Raw genomic sequence first — 16,567 nt, forward strand, 5'->3', positions numbered from 1 at the left:
TTACCCCCTGCCGGTCATCGCCCGCGCGACGGCCTCGGCGACCTTGATACCGTCCACCGCCGCCGACAGGATGCCGCCGGCATAGCCGGCACCTTCGCCCGCCGGGAACAGGTTGGCCGTGTTGACGCTCTGGAAATCATCGCCGCGCGTGATCCGTACCGGCGATGAGGTGCGGGTCTCCACGCCGGTCATCACCGCATCGGGATGGTCGTAACCGGGGATCGTCCGCCCGAACGCGACCAGCGCCTCGCGCATCGCGGTGATCGCGAAATCGGGCAGGCATTCGGACAGGTCGGTCAGCGTGACGCCGGGGCGATAGGAGGGCAGCACGCTGCGGAGCGCCGTGGAGGGTTGCCCGGCAAGGAAGTCGCCGATCAACTGCGCCGGCGCGCGATAATCGCCACCACCGGCGGCATAGGCGCGCTCTTCCAGCTGCCGCTGGAACGCGATACCGGCCAGCGGATGGCCCGGATAGTCGCGCGCCGGATCGATGCCGACCACGATGCCGGAATTGGCGTTGCGTTCGTTGCGCGAATATTGGCTCATGCCGTTGGTCGCGACCCGGCCCGGTTCGGACGTCGCGGCGACGACAGTGCCGCCGGGACACATGCAGAAGCTGTAGACCGTGCGCTGGTTGGTGCAGTGATGCGACAGCGTATAGGCCGCCGCGCCCAGATCGGGATGGCCGGCGCACGCCCCGAAGCGTGCGCGGTCGATCCAGCTTTGCGGATGTTCGATCCGCACCCCGACCGAAAACGGCTTGGCTTCGAGAAAGACGCCGCGATCGTGGAGCATGTGGAAGGTGTCGCGCGCGCTGTGGCCCAGCGCCAGCACCACCGGGGCGTCCGCCGCCAGCGTCTCGCCGGTCGACAGCTTCAACCCCGTCAGCCGCCGGGAGCCATCGGCCTGCGTCTCCAGTTCGATATCGTCGACCCGCTGCGAGAAGCGATATTCCCCGCCCAGTTCCTCGACGGTGGCGCGCATCGATTCGACCATGGTGACGAGGCGGAAGGTGCCGATATGCGGATGTGCTTCGGTCAGGATTTCTTCCGGCGCGCCGGCCTTCACGAATTCGGTCAGCACCTTGCGGCCAAGGTGCCGTGGGTCCTTGATCTGGCTCCACAATTTGCCGTCGGAAAAGGTGCCGGCACCCCCTTCGCCGAACTGCACGTTCGATTCGGGGTTCAGCTTGCTGCGGCGCCACAGGCCCCAGGTGTCCTGCGTGCGCTGCCGCACCACCTTGCCCCGTTCGAGGATGATCGGACGGAATCCCATCTGCGCGAGGATCAGCCCGGCGAACAGGCCGCAGGGTCCGGCACCCACGACGATCGGGCGCGGCCCGGCATAGTCGGCCGGCATCTTCGCCACGAATCGATAGCCGGTATCCGGCGTCGGCCCGACATTGCGGTCGCGCTTGGTCCGGTTCAGCACCTGCCCTTCGTTCTTCACGGTCACATCGACCGAATAGACGAGCTGGATATCGTCCTTGTCGCGCGCGTCATGTGCGCGGCGGGCGATGGTGTAGCGGATCAGGTCGCGCGGCGTGATCCGCAACCGTTCGCGGATCGCGGCGGCCAGTGCCTCCTCGGGATGGTTGAGCGGCAGTTTCAGTTCGGTGATGCGCAGCATCGGGCCATTTAGGGTCTGTTTGGAAATTGGCAAAATGGCCAATTTCAAGCGACACCGGCCCTGGGCTGAGCCACTTCGCCATGGCGGCGATTGTCCGTCACCGCCGATCGCGATAGGCGAGGGGGCATGATCGGATCGCTGCTCCGCTGCCTGTTGTCGCTGCTGCTGGTCATGGCGGCTGTCCCCGCCATGGCCCAGACCGGCATTACTCCCGACTATGCGACGCTGCTCGATCGCGCCGCCGACGAACTGGGGCGGGTCGACGGCGCGCTCGACACCCGGCTGGAACCCAGCGACCGGGGCAATCTGCGCAGCCGGGCGCAGGCGGTACGGGCAACGACGCTCGACACCGCGCAGCAACTGGGCGGCGACATGGCGCGGATCGACGCGCGGCTGGCGCAGCTGGGGCCGGCGGCGTCGGGTGAGGACCCGGCGATCGGTGCCGAACGCGCGGCGCTCGCCAAGCAGCGGACCACGATCGATTCGGCAACGAAGCGGGCGAAATTGCTGTCGGTCGAGGCACAGCAGCTGATCGACGAGATTCAAGGCAGCCAGGCGGCCGAGCTGAACCAGAAGCTGTTCGGGCGGGGGGCATCGCCGCTGACGCCTGCCTTCTGGAGCGCGATCCTACGCGCGATGCCGCGCGACCTGCACCGGATCGAACGATTCGCCGCAGCGGAGGTCGATGCGGTGCGCGGCGCGGCATTGGCGCAGGGCTGGCCCGCGCTGCTGGGGTTCGCCATCGCGATCCTGTTGCTGGGACCCGCCCGGCTGGCGGCGGCACGGGTCGGCCAGCAATTGCTGATCGAAGGGGCGCCGGGGCGGCGGGTGCGGCGCTCGGCCAATGCGCTGGGCCGGGTGCTGGTCGGCACGCTCGCCCCGGTGCTGGCGGCGAGTGCGCTGCTGACCGGTGCGCGCTGGGCCGGGCTGGTGGCCGAGCGCTGGGACCCGATGCTCGATATCTGGCTGGGCGCGATCGGGTTCGCCGCCTTTTCCAGTGCGGTGTTGGGCGCGACGCTGATGCGGCGCAGCCCAAGCTGGCGGATCGCCCCGGTCAGCGATGCGGCGGCCACGCGGTTCCGGCCCTATTCGTTCCTGCTGGCCGGGCTGGCGGGTTGCGCCATCGCGCTGGATGCGGCCGACAGTGCGATCGGGACCAGCGCCGCGCTGCGCATGGCGACCCATGCGCTGCTGGCGCTGCTCCACATCCTGCTGATCGCCGGTGCGCTGTTCACGCTCGGCCGGATGCGGGCGGAGGCAGGCGCGGTGGCGGATGGCACGACCGAAGCCCCGGCCAATACCGGGCTGGCGGCGATGGCGCTGGTCGCATGGGGCATCGCGGGCATCGCGCTGCTGGCGCTGGCGGCGGGCTATGTCGGGTTCAGCCTGTTCGTCGGGCAGATGGCGGCGTGGACGCTGGTGCTGGGCGCGGCGGTCTATCTGGTGCTGGCCGCGACCGACGATGTCGCGACATCGGTGTTCGAACGCGACAGCCGGCTGGGGGTGGCGCTGACCCGTGGGCTGGGCCTGCGCGGCGGGACGGTCGACCAGTTCGGAGTGCTGCTGTCGGGCGTGCTGCGCGTGCTGATCGCAGTCATTGCCTTCGCATTGTGGCTGTTGCCGTTCGGCAGCAGCGGCGTGTCCGACGCGCTCAGCCGGATGGGCGACCTGGCGCGCGGGGTACAGGTCGGCGGCGTCACCATCTCGCCCGGCGCGATCCTGCGTAGCGTCGTCGTGCTGGTCATCGGGCTGACGCTGGTGCGCGGGTTCATGCGCTGGCTGGAGGGGCGCTATCTGCCGGCCACCGACCTGGATGGCAGCGGGCGCAATTCGGTCAGCCTGGTCGCGCGTTACGTCGGGATCGCGCTGGCGGTGATCTGGGCGCTCGCCTCGCTCGGCATCGGCGTCGAACGCATCGCGCTGCTGCTCTCCGCGCTGTCGGTCGGCATCGGTTTCGGCCTGCAGGCGATCACGCAGAATTTCGTCTCCGGCCTGATCCTGCTGGCCGAACGCCCGATCAAGATCGGCGACCTGATCCGGGTCGGCACCGATGAGGGCGATGTGAAGCGGATCAGCGTGCGATCGACCGAGATTACGCTGGCCGACCATTCGACGCTGATCGTGCCCAATTCCGAACTCATCACCAAAACGGTGCTGAACAAGACGCTCTCCAGCCCGCTGGGCCGCATCCAGATCCAGTTCTCGGTCCCGATTACCGTCGATGCCGCGGCGGTGCAGCAGCTGGTGATGGAGGCGTTCGCGCGCGAGACGGCGGTGCTGGCCGATCCGGCACCCAATGCGTTCATCGACGCGATCGTCAACGACCGCATCGCATTCAACTGTTTCGCGCATGTCGAATCGCCGCGTGCCGCCTATCGCGCGCGCAGCAACATCCTGCTCGAGCTGCTGACCCGGTTCCGGGCGGAGGGGATCGAGATGGGCACCGTGCCGCAGAAGCTCGAACTGATCGCGCCGGCCCCGACCGATCCCGTTCCCCCCTTGCCAGTCGATCCCGCCGGGGGCACGGCACGGCCATGATCCTGCTCAGCGACGAATTCGCCGACCTGCCCTGCGCGACCGGCGGCGTGATGCGCACCCATGTCTTTCGCCCGGCGGGCGAGGGGCGGTTTCCGGGCGTCGTGCTCTATTCCGAAATCTATCAGGTGACCGCGCCGATCCGGCGGCTGGCGGCGTTCATCGCCGGCCATGGCTATGTCGTGGCGGTGCCGGAGGTGTATCACGACTATGAAGCGCCTGGCACGGTGCTGGCCTATGACAAGCCGGGCACCGATCGCGGCAACGACCTGAAATTCCTGAAGCCCGTTGCCGGGTTCGATGCCGATGCGGCGCATGTGATCGATTTACTGGCGGCGCATCCGGCCTGTTCGGGGCGGATCGGGGTGGCGGGCGTGTGCCTGGGCGGGCACCTCGCCTATCGCGCCGCGCTGGATCCCCGGGTGTCGGCGGCGGCGTGCTTTTACCCGACCGATATCCATTCGGGCACGCTGGGCGAGGGGCGCTGCGACGACAGCCTGTCGCGAATCGGCGAGATCGGCGCGGAGATGCTGTTCGTGTGGGGGCGGCAGGACCCGCATGTGCCCTATGCCGGGCGAGAGGCGATCCGCACGGCGCTGGAGGCTGCGGGCACGCGCTATGAATGGCACGAGGTGAATGCCCAGCACGCGTTCCTGCGCGATGAGGGGCCGCGCTATGATCCGGCGCTGTTCGTGACCGCGACGGGGTGGATGCTGGCGTTGTTCGCGCGGGTGCTGGGCGGGCGGGTTTGAGGGGCGGCTGAGGCAACCATCCCGTTTGTTTCGAACCCAGCAGGGTAGGTAAGGGAAGCTATCCGACCGCTGCCACGCCCAACCGCGGAATCTCGATCTTCGGACAGCGATCCATCACGACCTGCAACCCTGCCGCTTCCGCGCGGGCAGCGGCAGCTTCGTTGACCACGCCCAGCTGCATCCACACCGCCTTCGCCCCCGCCGCGATCGCCGCGTCGACCACCTCACCCGCAGCAGCCGAGTTGCGGAAGATGTCGACGATATCGATCGGTCCGCCAATCTGGTCGAGGTCGCGGAACACGAACTCGCCGTGCAGATGCTCGCCGGTGATCTGTGGATTGACCGGGATCACGCGGTAGCCGCGCTGCTGGAGATAGGCCATCACGCCATACGACGCCCGATCGGGGCGGTCGGACGCGCCGACCAGCGCGATGGTCCGCGCCTCGGTCAAAAGGGTGCGGATGCCATCGTCATCGAGCATGTCAGTTCCTTAGCAACCAGTCGCCGACCTGTGCGGCTATCGTCTGGAACGGCTCGGCCTCCGCGCCGTTCCCGGCGGCGGGTGGCGTGCCGGCATCCGATGCGGTCCGGATGTCGATCGTCAGCGGAATACGCCCGAGGAACGGGATGCCCAGCACCTGCGCCTTCGCCTCCGCGCCGCCCGCACCGAACGGGTCGGACATGCCCCCGCAATGTGGGCAGCAATAGCCGGCCATATTCTCAACGAGGCCGATGATCGGCACGCCTGCCTTCACAAACAGGTCGATCGCGCGCGTCGCGTCGATCAGCGCCAGATCCTGCGGCGTGGACACGATCACCGCGCCGGCGGGCTTGTGCTTCTGGATCATGGTCAGCTGCACGTCGCCGGTGCCCGGCGGCATGTCGACGACCAGCGTGTCGGCCATCTGCCAATGCGCATCGACCAGCTGGGTCAGCGCACCCGCCGCCATCGGCCCGCGCCACGCGATCGCCTGCCCCCCCGGCACCAGCTGCCCCATCGACAGCAGCGGTACGCCGTGCGGGGTGGCGACCGGCACCAGTTTCTTGTCGTGCGCCTCGGCCTTGATCCCTTCCACGCCCAGCAGGCGCGGTTGCGACGGGCCATAGATGTCGGCGTCGATCATCCCGACCTTCCGCCCGGCACGCGCCAGCGCGATGGCGAGGTTGGCCGACAGCGTCGATTTGCCGACGCCCCCCTTGCCGCTGGCGACCGCGATGATGCGCTGCTGCACGCGCTCGCTGGTCTGTGCGACCCGCACGCTGGCGATGCCGGGGGCAGTCAGCGCGGTGGCCTTCACATCGGCCTCCAATGCGCCGCGCGCCGCCGGGGGCAGGCCGGTCACGTCGAGGATGATGCTGGCCGTATCGCCGGTCACGCGCACCGTGGCGCGTCCGGCCGCGATGGGGCCAAGCAGCGCGTCGAGCGCGGCGGCGGGGGTCGATGCGGAAGCCATAGGCCGCGATGTAGCGTTCGAACGGCGCGTTACCACTGTAAAACGCAGGGAGGCCCCCTATAAAGGAAGGATGCGATGGATCATGGGGCGGCGCGCACGCGCGCAAGGTGCTGCGGAATGAGCGACAAGGGCCCTTGGGGCGGCGGTGGCGATTCCGGTAATGGATCGGGTGGCGGTGGCGGCGATGATGGCCCGCGCAACCCGTGGTCGATGCCGCCCGCCGGCAAGCGCGGCAAGGTCGGCGGCTCCACCTCGCTCGACGATTTCCTGAAGCGTGCGCGCACCGGCGGGCCGGGTGGCGGCCCCTCGCTGCCGGCCAATGCCGGTCGGCTTTGGCTGGCGGCGGTCGCGGCGCTGATCCTGGTGTGGATCGCCTTCACCAGCTTCCATTCGATCGGGCCGCAGGAACGCGGCGTCGTGACGATGTTCGGCAAATATACCGGCACGCTCAATCCCGGCATCCAGTTCACGCTGCCCGCCCCGATCATGCGGGTGCAGGTGGAGGATGTGCAGAACACCCGGACGGAGAGCTTTCCGGCGGGCGGTAATCAGGCGAACCTGATGCTGACCGGCGACCAGAATATCGTCGACCTCGCCTATTCGGTGCGCTGGAACATCAAGTCGCCCGAAGATTACGTGTTCGAGATCAAGAACCCGCAGGAAACCGTGCGCGCGGTCGCCGAAAGCGCGATGCGCGCGGCGGTGGCGAGCAAGAACCTGACGCAGGCGATCGGTTCGGGCCGCGGCGAGATCGAGGCCGATGTGCAGACCCGGATGCAGACGCTGCTCGACGAATATCAGTCGGGCGTGCGCGTGCTGGGCGTAAGTATCCAGAAGGCGGCGGCCCCATCGGAGGTCGACGACGCGTTCAAGGCAGTGACGGCGGCGCAGCAGGAGGCGCAGTCGAACCTGAACACCTCGCGCGGCTATGCGCAGCAGGTGATCGCACGGGCGCAGGGCGACACGACCGAATTCGACAAGCTGTACGAACAATATCGCATGGCCCCCGACGTGACCCGCCGGCGGCTCTATTACGAGACCATGGAGCAGGTGTTGAGCCGCGCCGACAAGACGATCGTCCAGCCCGGCGTCCAGGCCTATCTGCCGCTGCCCGAGGTCCGTCGCCAGCAGCAGGCGACGCCGGAGCCGGAGGCATCCGCCCCGACCCCGCAGGCCCAGTCCACCCAAGCCCAGCCCACCCAGGCGACGGGAGCAGCCCGATGAACCGCGCGCTGCGTAATCCGATGGGCGTCGGCATCGCCCTGCTCGTCCTCGTCATCCTGTTTTTCAGCACGATCGTGATCGTGCCGGAAACGCGGCAGGCGGTGATCCTGCGCTTCCAGCAGCCGGTCGGCATCCTCAACCCCTATCGCGCGGACCAGCCGTTCGGGCGCACTGGGGCCGGGCTGGTCGCGAAGATCCCGTTCTTCGACCGGGTGGTGTGGATCGACAAGCGGGTGCTGGACATCGAGCTGAACAACCAGCCGGTGCTGTCGACCGACCAGCTGCGGCTGGAGGTCGACGCCTTTGCCCGGTTCCGCATCGTCGATCCGTTGCAGGCGGTGATCTCGACCGGTTCGACCGCGAGCACCGAGGAGCGCGTCGCCAACCAGCTCGAACCGTTGCTGTCGTCGGCGCTGCGTGCCGAGCTCGGACGGCGGACCTTCGCCTCGCTGCTCAGCCCCGAGCGCGGCGCGGTGATGGACAATATCCAGAACGCGTTGCAGCTCACCGCCCGCCAATATGGCGCGGAAATCGTCGACGTGCGGATCAAGCACGCCGACCTGCCCGATGGCAGCCCGCTGCAATCGGCGCTGACCCGCATGCGGTCGGCCCGCGAACAGGAAGCGGCGACGATCCGTGCCCAGGGGCAGCGCGACGCACAGGTCGTACGCGCCAATGCCGAGGCGGAAGCGGCGCGCATCTATGCCGCCAGCTTTGGCAAGGACGCCGATTTCTATGCCTTCTGGCGGGCGATGCGGTCGTATCGCACGACCTTTGCCGGCGGGCCGGGGCAGAGCGGATCGACGTCGATCATCCTGTCGCCGGACAACGGCTATCTCCGCGAATTCGGTGGTCGGGAACGCTAAGGCGGTCCCGTCCATTCAATCCGCGTTCAGCAAGGCAACGACAGGTTTGCACCCGAAGGGGTCGCGAGCCATATCTGAGAGGACCATCCAATCGTGCGTTACGCCTACGCCATTACATCCGCACTCTTGCTGGGCGGTGCTGCCGCCACCCTGACCCTCAACCCGTCGGACGCACAGACCGCGCAGAACGAGCCGGGCGCGATCAACGCAGTGTCGGCTCCGCGCGCAGGCGCGCCGATGAGCTTTGCCGACATGGTGACGCGCCTGTCGCCGGCGGTCGTCAACATCTCGACCACGCAGCGCATCACCGTGCAGCAGCAGGCGAACCCGTTCTCGGGCACGCCGTTCGAACAGTTCTTCGGCGGTCGCGGCGGCGGCGGTGGGGCTACGCCCCGGACGCAGGAGGCGCAGTCGCTCGGGTCGGGATTCCTGATTTCCAGCGACGGCTATATCGTCACCAATAACCATGTCGTGTCGGCCGGAGCCGAGGGCGCCACGGTCGAATCGATCACGGTGACGCTGGCCGACCAGAAGGAATATAAGGCGAAGCTGGTCGGGCGCGACGAGCTGTCCGACCTCGCGGTCCTGAAGATCGAGGGCGCGACCTTCCCCTTCGTCCGTTTCGGCGATTCGCGCCAGGCACGCGTCGGCGACTGGGTGCTGACCATCGGCAACCCGCTGGGTCAGTCGGGTACGGTCACTGCCGGCATCATTTCCGCGCTGAACCGCGTCGGCCAGGGGCCGTATGACCGCTTCATCCAGACCGATGCCGCGATCAACCGGGGCAATTCGGGCGGCCCGATGTTCGACATGCAGGGCAACGTGATCGGCATCAATTCGCAGATCCTGTCGCCGACCGGCGGCAGCATCGGCATCGGTTTCGCGATTCCAGCGGAACAGGCCAAGCCGATCGTCGACAAGCTGATGAAGGGGCAGTCGGTCTCGCGCGGCTATCTGGGCCTGACGCAGCAGGAGATCAGCGCCGATATCGCCGCTGCGCTGAACATCACGAAGGATCGCGGCGCACTGGTCAACGGCGTCTCGCCGGGCGAACCGGCGGCGCGCGCGGGCATCCGTCCGGGCGACGTCATCGTCGCGGTGAACGGCAAGGAGATCACGCCGCAGCAGTCGCTGACCTATCTGGTCGGCAACGAAGCGCCGGGCAGCCGTGTCACGCTGGACGTGCTGCGCGATGGCAAGCGGCAGCAGATTCCGGTGACGCTTGGCACGCGTCCTTCGAACGACCAATTGGCGGCGCAAAGCCAGCAGTTCGACCCCGACAGCGCGCCGACGACGCCACGCGCCAGCACTAACCTGGCGGCAACCGCCGGGCTGGTCGTTCAGCCGTTGACCCCTGCCATCGCACGGCAGCTGCGGCTCGATTCGACCATCCGCGGCGTCGTGGTGGCGGACGTCGATCCCAACAGCGATGCTGCGACCAAGGGGCTGCGTCGCGGCATTGTGATCCAGAGCGTCAATCGCCAGACGGTGACGAACGAGGCCGAACTGACCCGCGTGATTCAGCAGGCACGTGCCGGCGGGGCCAAGCAGGTGCTGATGTATGTACAGCTGCCCGGAGAGCCGTTCGCGCGGTTCGTACCGATCGGCATCGACGCTGCGAAGTAACGGTCGGACAGAGGGCGGTGGGACATCCCACCGCCCTTTTTCTTTGTCCGTTGCGGATGATGGACCCACGCCCGAAACGCGGTAGATATCGTCGGAAGTTGAAGGGCAGGCCATGACCGACACCGAACTTATTCTGGGCGCGACCGCAGACGGCATCCGCGAGGCACTGGTCCTGAAGCGCGCCAACCGCCACGGGCTGATCGCCGGGGCGACCGGCACCGGCAAGACGGTGACGTTGCAGGGGCTGGCCGAGAATTTTTCCGCCGCCGGGGTGCCGGTGTTCGTGGCCGACGTGAAGGGCGACCTGTCGGGCATCGCCATGGCCGGCAGCGCGACCGCCAAGCCGCATGCCGCCTTTACCGAACGTGCCGCCGCGATCGGCGATAGCGACTGGCAATATCGCGACACGCCGGTCGTCTTCTGGGACCTGTTCGGCGAGGCGGGCCATCCGATCCGCGCCACGGTTTCGGAAATGGGGCCGGTGTTGCTCGGCCGGATGCTGAACCTGAACGACGTGCAGGACGGGGTGCTCACCATCGCCTTCCACGTCGCCGACGAGGAAGGGCTGCTCCTCCTCGATCTCGACGATCTTCAGGCGATGCTGGCGCATTGTGCCGAACGGGCCGACGACCTGACCACCCGCTACGGCAATGTCAGCAAGCAATCGGTCGGTGCGATCCAGCGCGCGCTGTTGCAGCTGCGGGGCCAGGGCGGCGACCGCTTCTTCGGCGAACCGGCGCTTGACCTCGCCGACTTCATGCGCGTGGCCGATGACGGGCGCGGCGTGGTGTCGGTGCTGGCCGCCGACAAGCTGATGGCGTCGCCCCGGCTCTATGCCACCTTCCTGCTGTGGCTGCTGTCCGAACTGTTCGAAACGCTGCCCGAGGTGGGCGACCCCGACAAGCCGAAGCTCGTATTCTTCTTCGACGAAGCGCATCTGCTGTTCGACGATGCGCCTGACGCGCTGGTCGACAAGGTGGAGCAGGTCGTCCGGCTGATCCGGTCGAAGGGCGTCGGCATCTATTTCGTGACCCAGAACCCGATCGACATTCCCGATGCGATCGCCGGGCAGCTGGGCAACCGGGTGCAGCACGCCCTGCGCGCCTTTACGCCCAAGGAAGCGCGCGCGATCAAGGCAGCGGCCGAAACCTTCCGCCCGAACCCGAAGCTGGACGTCGCGCAGGCGATCACCGAGCTGAAGACCGGCGAAGCGTTGGTATCGGTATTGCAGGCCGATGGGTCGCCCAGCCCGGTCGAGCGCACGTTGATCCGTCCGCCCCGCTCGCGCGTCGGGCCGGTCACTCCGGCCGAACGCGGCGTGCTGATGCAGACCGATGCCGTCGGTGACCGCTACGACACGGCGATCGACCGCGAATCGGCGGCTGAACTGCTGGGTGCCAAGGCGAACGAAGCCGCCGCCGCCGCCGCCGCCAGCAAGGCGCAGGCCGCCGCCGACAAGGAAGCGGCGCTGAAGGCCAAGGAAGACGCGCGGCTCGCCAAGGAAGCCGAGCGCCAGCGGATCGCCGAGCAGCGCGTGGCCGACCGCGAAGCGCGCGAGGCGGAGAAGGCGGCGCGCGCCGCCGATCGCGAGGCGGCCAACAACCCGTGGAACCGCGCCACCCAATCGGCGACGCGTTCGGCGGGGTCGGCGGTCGGTCGCATCGTCGTCAACGAAATCGGCAAGCAGGTGTTCGGTACCACCCGCGGCGGTCGCGCCAAGAGCGGCGGGTTGGTCGGTGGGCTGTTGCGCGGCGTCCTGGGCGGACTGTTTCGCGGATAACCCCATGGCGATCGACAATGTTTCAGGCGGGACGGAGACGCCCGGTATCCCCCCGTCGCTGTTCGCGATGCGGCCGGGCATGGCCATCCGCTATGACCAGCCCGATCCGGCGCTGGCCGATTACGTCACCGGCTATCACCTCTATGCCGCCAGCGGGCCGGCGGCGGCGGGGCTGGAAAACTGGTTCCTGCCCGGTACCGCCAACGTCCGCGTCACGCTGGACGCCGGGCCGATCGCGGTATCGATCGGCCGGTTCCGCAGCGATCCACTGCCGCAGGCCAGCCTGTTCGGCCCGACCAGTCATGCGATCCACACCGTCACCAATGGCGGGGTAATGATCGGGTTCGGCATCAGCGCGCTAGGCTGGTCGCGCTTTTTCGACGGTGGGGCGGATCGCTATGCCGACCGGATCGAGCCGCTGGATGCAGCGGCGCGGCCGGGCTTTGCCGAACGGCTGGTGGCACTGCTGTCGTCGGTGGCCGACGAACATGGCGTGAAGCCGGCGCTCGACCGGTTCCTGCTGGCGGAAATCGGGCCGAAGGTCGCGGATGAGGTGCAGATCCGCACCATCGCGCGGATGGTCAACGACGACCTGCCCAATGCGGTGGCCGAAACGGCGGCGGCATGGGGCATGTCGCCCGAACGGCTGCGGCGGTTGTGCCGGCGGCATTTCGGCTTCGTGCCCAAGACATTGTTGATCCGCGCGCGCTTCCTCCGTTCGCTGGTTCCGCTGATCGAATCGAAGGGTGATCTGGATTATTCGCGGATCGACCCCGGCTATGTCAGCGCGTCGCATTTCCTGCGCGACGCCCATGCCGTACTCGGCACCACCCCACGCCGGTTCCTGCACGCGCAGACCGAATTCCTGGTGGCGAGCCTGCGCGCGCGGGCGGCAGTGCTGGGCAGCGCGACGCAGGCGCTGCACCGGCTGTAGGGGCGGGGATTCCGCTTTCCACAAACGTCATTTCAGACGGCGCGGGGAAGTACGGGAAAGGCACTTGTCCGCCTTTCCCSCCAGCCATCACATCGCGGCAATCAGTTCGTCGATCGTCACGAACGCGAACGCGACCGAGCTGTCGGCCACGCCGTAGGGGATGAAGATCCGGTCGCCGTGGCGCAGCGCGCCGCACGAATAGACGACGTTGGGAACGTAGCCCTCGCGGTCTTCGTTCGCCGCCGCCAGGATCGGTTCGCGGGTGCGGCCGATGACCTTCGACGGATCGTCCTTGTCCAGCAGCACCGCGCCGATCGCGTATTTGCGCATCGCGCCGACGCCGTGGGTCAGCAGCAGCCAGCCCTGGTCGATTTCGATCGGCGGGCCGCAATTGCCGATCTGCACCAGCTCCCACGGGAAAACGGGCTTGAGCAGCAGCTCACCCTCGTCCCAATGCGTCAGCGTATCGGATTTGATGAGGAATAGGTTTTCGCCGTCCTGCCGCCCGATCATCATGTATTGGCCGTTCACCTTGCGCGGGAACAGGCCCATGCCCTTGTTCCGGGCCGCGCTGCCGGTCATCGGCACCAGGTCGAACGCCCGGAAATCGCGGGTGCGCAGCAGCTCCGACTGGATCATCGACCCGTTATAGGCGGTGTAGGTGCCGAGCCATTCGGCGGTGCCGTCGTCATGGGTGAAGTGGACGAGGCGCATGTCCTCCAGCCCCTTCGACTGCGCCTCGGTAATCGGAAAGATCACCGTGCCCGACAGCGTGGAGTCGCGGTGGCGGAAGACCGTCACCTCGCCCTCGGGCGCTTCCTCTTCGTCGCCGATCGCATCGGCGGCGGTGGCGAAGGGCGGTTCGGGCGCCAGCACCAGTTCGTTGTCGTCGGTGATGATGCCTTCGCGGAAGGCGACCGACGAGATATGGCCTTCGCCGACCGCGCGCAGCGACATCAGGATGCGCAACGACCCCTCGGGCATGCCCGACTGGTCGAAATGCGGCACGGCGCTGGGGTTCATCAGCGCGGCGGCGGCATAGCTGTATTCGTGGCAGAAATAGGCCCCGATCAGCTGGCGCTTCTCGTCGCTGATCGTGCTGCCGTCGAGGCCCAGCACCGCCTCGATCTCGTCATAGCGCGTCATGAACACGCGGCGCGTCTGCCAGTGGCGCGCCTCGAAATCCTTGAGCACCACGTCCAGTTGCGCCCGAGTTTCGGCGGGCGACATGGACAGCACTTCGCCGACCAACCGCTCGGTACGGCTGGGGGCCGAACCGTTGCGCTGCCATGCGATATGAAAGGGGCGCACCACCACGCGCGAAGGGTCGGCGTAGAGCCGCAAAGGGTGGTTGTAGATATCCAGCATTCGCGCGTCCAATAATCCCGGCCGAAGCCGCGGCCGGATCAGGCCACGGCGCGGCGCGGGTCTGCCACGGAAGCGCGACCCTTTGAAAGGGCGGAAATCGCACAGGACGCCAATTGCAGCGCGAGAATCGACTCCGCGCCCTGATTGCGGTTCAATCCGGTGGGCATCAACCCGTCGAAACAACCGCCGTCACCCACGGTCGCCAGCGGCAGGTCCAGGTCGTTGGCGCCCAGATACCAGTTATACGCCTTGACCGCCTCATCGACCCAGCGCTGGTCGCGCGTCGCGTCCCAGGCCGCGACACAGGCCTCGACCGTTGCCTGCGCTTCCAGCGGCTGCTGGTCGAACGGCAGCGGATCGGCATAGGGACGACTGAAACTCTCGGTACCGACCGCACGGAACCGGCCGTCGGGCGACGTCTGCTGCGCGACGATCCAGTCGAGCGTGTCCAGCCCGACCTTCAGGAAATCATCCCGCTTCAGGGCATGGCCGGCGCGAATCATCGCTTCGGGCAGGCGGGCATTGTCATAGGCCAGCACGATTTCGAACCAGCGCCATTCCGGGCGGCGGGCGGCATCGAGCAGCGTGACCAGTTCGGCACCAAACCGCGTCGCGATCTCGGTCGACAGCGCATGGCCGGGGTTGATGTCGAGCATCGCCACCGCGCCCAGCATGGCAAAGGCACGCGCACGCGGGCTACCAAGGTCGAGCGCGATCGACGCGGTCTGCTCATAGAGCGACATCGCCCAGTCGCGATGCTTGCGCGACTGCGCATCGCGCGCGGTGATTGCCAGTGCCCACAACGTGCGGCCGTTCGAGTCCTCCGACCCTTCATCCTCGCACCAGGTCCGGTCGAAATTCATGAAGTTGCGGAACCGCCGCCGATCCGGGTTCCACGCATATTGCAGGAACGAAGCATAGATCGTGGTCCATTTGTCGCGGACAATCGGATCGATATCCTCGATCTGCGACATCAGGATCAGCGCACGGGCATTGTCGTCGATGCAATAGCCATGGCGGCGGTCGGGCACCGAATAGATCGAGTGCTGCAACATGCCGGTCGCGTCGCTCATCCGTTCGACGGCGGCGAAATCGGGCTGCAGCGCGGTCAGGTCGGTGCTGGGCCGCACGCGGCGGGGCCGGGCGGCGACAGCCTGACCGATCTCGATCATTGCCGCCTGCGCGAGGCAGGGGAACAGCATCGTCCGGCCGCGAGCATAGGCACGGCCAGCCAGCGATTCGCGACGGGCGTCGTTACCCAGCAGATCGACGATTTCGCGCGCGAACGCCGCGGCATCGCCGAAATTGACGATCACGCCATGGTCGTCCGCCAGGATTTCGGTCGCGTGGACGTAAGGGGTGGACACCACCACCTTGCCGACGCCCACTGCATAGGACAGCGTGCCCGAGGTGATCTGCGCCGGGTTGCTGTACGGGGTGACGTACAGATCGGCGGCCTGGAGATAGTCGAGCAGTTCGTCCTGTTCGACGAAGCCGTCGAGGAAGCAGACATTATCTGCGACGCCCAGCTGCGCAGCCTGTGCCTTCAGCCGGTCGCGATACGCCTCGCCCTCATGCGCGACGAGATGCGGATGGGTCGCGCCCAGTACGACATACAGCGCGTCGGGATGCGATGCGACGACCGTCGGCATCGCCTCGATCATCGTCTCGATCCCCTTGTTCGGGGCAAGCAGGCCGAAGGTCAGCACGACCGGGCGACCGGCCCAGCCGAACCGTGCCTTCATCGCATCGGGTTGTACGAACGGGCGGTCGTGGACGCCGTGCGGGATCGTCACGATCTTGCGCGCATCGGTGCCGTGGACGCGCATCAGGATTTCGCGACCCTTGTCGGCCATCACGATGATCTTCGACGCACGGCGCAGCAATGCCTCCAACACGCGACGTTCATCGGCATTGGGATGTTCGAGAATGGTGTGCAGCGTGATAGCGACCGGCACGTTCACCCGGTCGAGCAACGCGACGATATGTTCGCCCGCCGGCCCGCCATAGATGCCATATTCGTGCTGCACCCAGACCGCCTGCGCGCCGCTCGCCTCGATCCGGCGCGCCGCGTCGAGATAGGCGATGCGGTCGTTCTGCGCGATCGCGTGGGTCACTTCAGGCGGATAGGCATAGGCACCGGGACGGTCGTCCATCGCATAGACGTCGACCGCCATGTCGGGATACCGATCGCGCAACGCATTGAACGTGTCGGTGGTGAAGGTCGCGAGCCCGCATTTGCGCGGCAGGAAATTACCGATCAGCGCGATGCGATCGAGCGAATCCAGGGCTACCCTCTGGCTCATCAACGTTCCTCTTTGCGATGCAATATCCGCACGGTATCGGCGGTGTCCGCAAATAGAAACATTCCGACACGGTGAATGGTTGCAAGAATTGTG

12 protein-coding genes are annotated in these 16,567 nt (G+C 67.3%); 7 read left to right on the forward strand and 5 right to left on the reverse strand.

Going from position 1 to position 16,567, the window contains the following annotated elements; genetic code table 11:
• Complete coding sequence (locus ASE58_RS13300; protein ID WP_055822104.1) at positions 1 to 1,629, reverse strand: NAD(P)/FAD-dependent oxidoreductase; 1,629 nt, start codon at positions 1,627 to 1,629, stop codon at positions 1 to 3.
• A gap of 126 nt (positions 1,630 to 1,755) precedes the next feature.
• Here ASE58_RS13300 and ASE58_RS13305 point away from each other — a divergent pair, with 126 nt between their 5' ends.
• Together ASE58_RS13305 and ASE58_RS13310 are read left to right on the forward strand one after the other, a co-directional pair.
• A complete protein-coding gene (locus tag ASE58_RS13305; protein WP_055822107.1) occupies positions 1,756 to 4,167 on the forward strand; it encodes a DUF3772 domain-containing protein in 2,412 nt (803 codons plus the stop codon).
• The gene (locus ASE58_RS13310) at positions 4,164 to 4,916 is read left to right on the forward strand and encodes a dienelactone hydrolase family protein (RefSeq protein WP_055757143.1); all 753 of its coding nucleotides are present in this window, start codon (positions 4,164 to 4,166) and stop codon (positions 4,914 to 4,916) included. The genes ASE58_RS13305 and ASE58_RS13310 overlap by 4 nt, the downstream gene beginning before the upstream one ends.
• Positions 4,917 to 4,974: 58 nt before the next feature.
• Here the strand turns inward: ASE58_RS13310 and ASE58_RS13315 are convergent, their stop codons facing one another.
• Positions 4,975 to 5,397, reverse strand: a complete 423-nt coding sequence (locus tag ASE58_RS13315) for a CoA-binding protein (protein ID WP_055822111.1) — start codon at positions 5,395 to 5,397, stop codon at positions 4,975 to 4,977.
• A gap of 1 nt (position 5,398) precedes the next feature.
• Positions 5,399 to 6,370 (reverse strand): Mrp/NBP35 family ATP-binding protein, encoded by a 972-nt coding sequence (locus ASE58_RS13320; RefSeq protein ID WP_082468009.1) that lies wholly within the window; start codon positions 6,368 to 6,370, stop codon positions 5,399 to 5,401.
• A gap of 117 nt (positions 6,371 to 6,487) precedes the next feature.
• On the opposite strand from ASE58_RS13320, the gene hflK reads away from it, so the two are divergent.
• The 5 genes from hflK to ASE58_RS13345 all read left to right on the forward strand — a co-directional run bounded on the left by hflK (position 6,488) and on the right by ASE58_RS13345 (position 12,800).
• Positions 6,488 to 7,594: a protease modulator HflK gene (gene hflK, locus ASE58_RS13325; RefSeq protein ID WP_055822114.1), complete on the forward strand. Its 1,107-nt coding sequence runs from the start codon at positions 6,488 to 6,490 to the stop codon at positions 7,592 to 7,594.
• Positions 7,591 to 8,460: a protease modulator HflC gene (gene hflC / locus ASE58_RS13330; protein ID WP_055822117.1), complete on the forward strand. Its 870-nt coding sequence runs from the start codon at positions 7,591 to 7,593 to the stop codon at positions 8,458 to 8,460. Before hflK ends, hflC begins: the two co-directional genes overlap by 4 nt.
• Positions 8,461 to 8,553: 93 nt before the next feature.
• Positions 8,554 to 10,086 carry a Do family serine endopeptidase gene (locus ASE58_RS13335; RefSeq protein WP_055822120.1) on the forward strand — a complete coding sequence of 511 codons (1,533 nt, stop codon included), beginning with the start codon at positions 8,554 to 8,556 and terminating at the stop codon, positions 10,084 to 10,086.
• A 112-nt stretch (positions 10,087 to 10,198) separates the two neighbouring features.
• Positions 10,199 to 11,866, forward strand: a complete 1,668-nt coding sequence (locus ASE58_RS13340; RefSeq protein WP_055822122.1) for a helicase HerA-like domain-containing protein — start codon at positions 10,199 to 10,201, stop codon at positions 11,864 to 11,866.
• 4 nt (positions 11,867 to 11,870) lie between these two features.
• Complete coding sequence (locus ASE58_RS13345) at positions 11,871 to 12,800, forward strand: AraC family transcriptional regulator (RefSeq protein WP_055822125.1); 930 nt, start codon at positions 11,871 to 11,873, stop codon at positions 12,798 to 12,800.
• An 87-nt stretch (positions 12,801 to 12,887) separates the two neighbouring features.
• Here the strand turns inward: ASE58_RS13345 and ASE58_RS13350 are convergent, their stop codons facing one another.
• Both ASE58_RS13350 and ASE58_RS13355 read right to left on the reverse strand, forming a co-directional pair.
• The gene (locus ASE58_RS13350) at positions 12,888 to 14,168 is read right to left on the reverse strand and encodes a glycoside hydrolase family 130 protein (RefSeq protein ID WP_055822128.1); all 1,281 of its coding nucleotides are present in this window, start codon (positions 14,166 to 14,168) and stop codon (positions 12,888 to 12,890) included.
• A 38-nt stretch (positions 14,169 to 14,206) separates the two neighbouring features.
• Positions 14,207 to 16,474: a glycosyltransferase family 4 protein gene (locus tag ASE58_RS13355; RefSeq protein WP_055822131.1), complete on the reverse strand. Its 2,268-nt coding sequence runs from the start codon at positions 16,472 to 16,474 to the stop codon at positions 14,207 to 14,209.
• Positions 16,475 to 16,567 lie beyond the last annotated feature (93 nt).

This window comes from Sphingomonas sp. Leaf9 (assembly GCF_001421355.1).
Lineage (GTDB): Bacteria > Pseudomonadota > Alphaproteobacteria > Sphingomonadales > Sphingomonadaceae > Sphingomonas.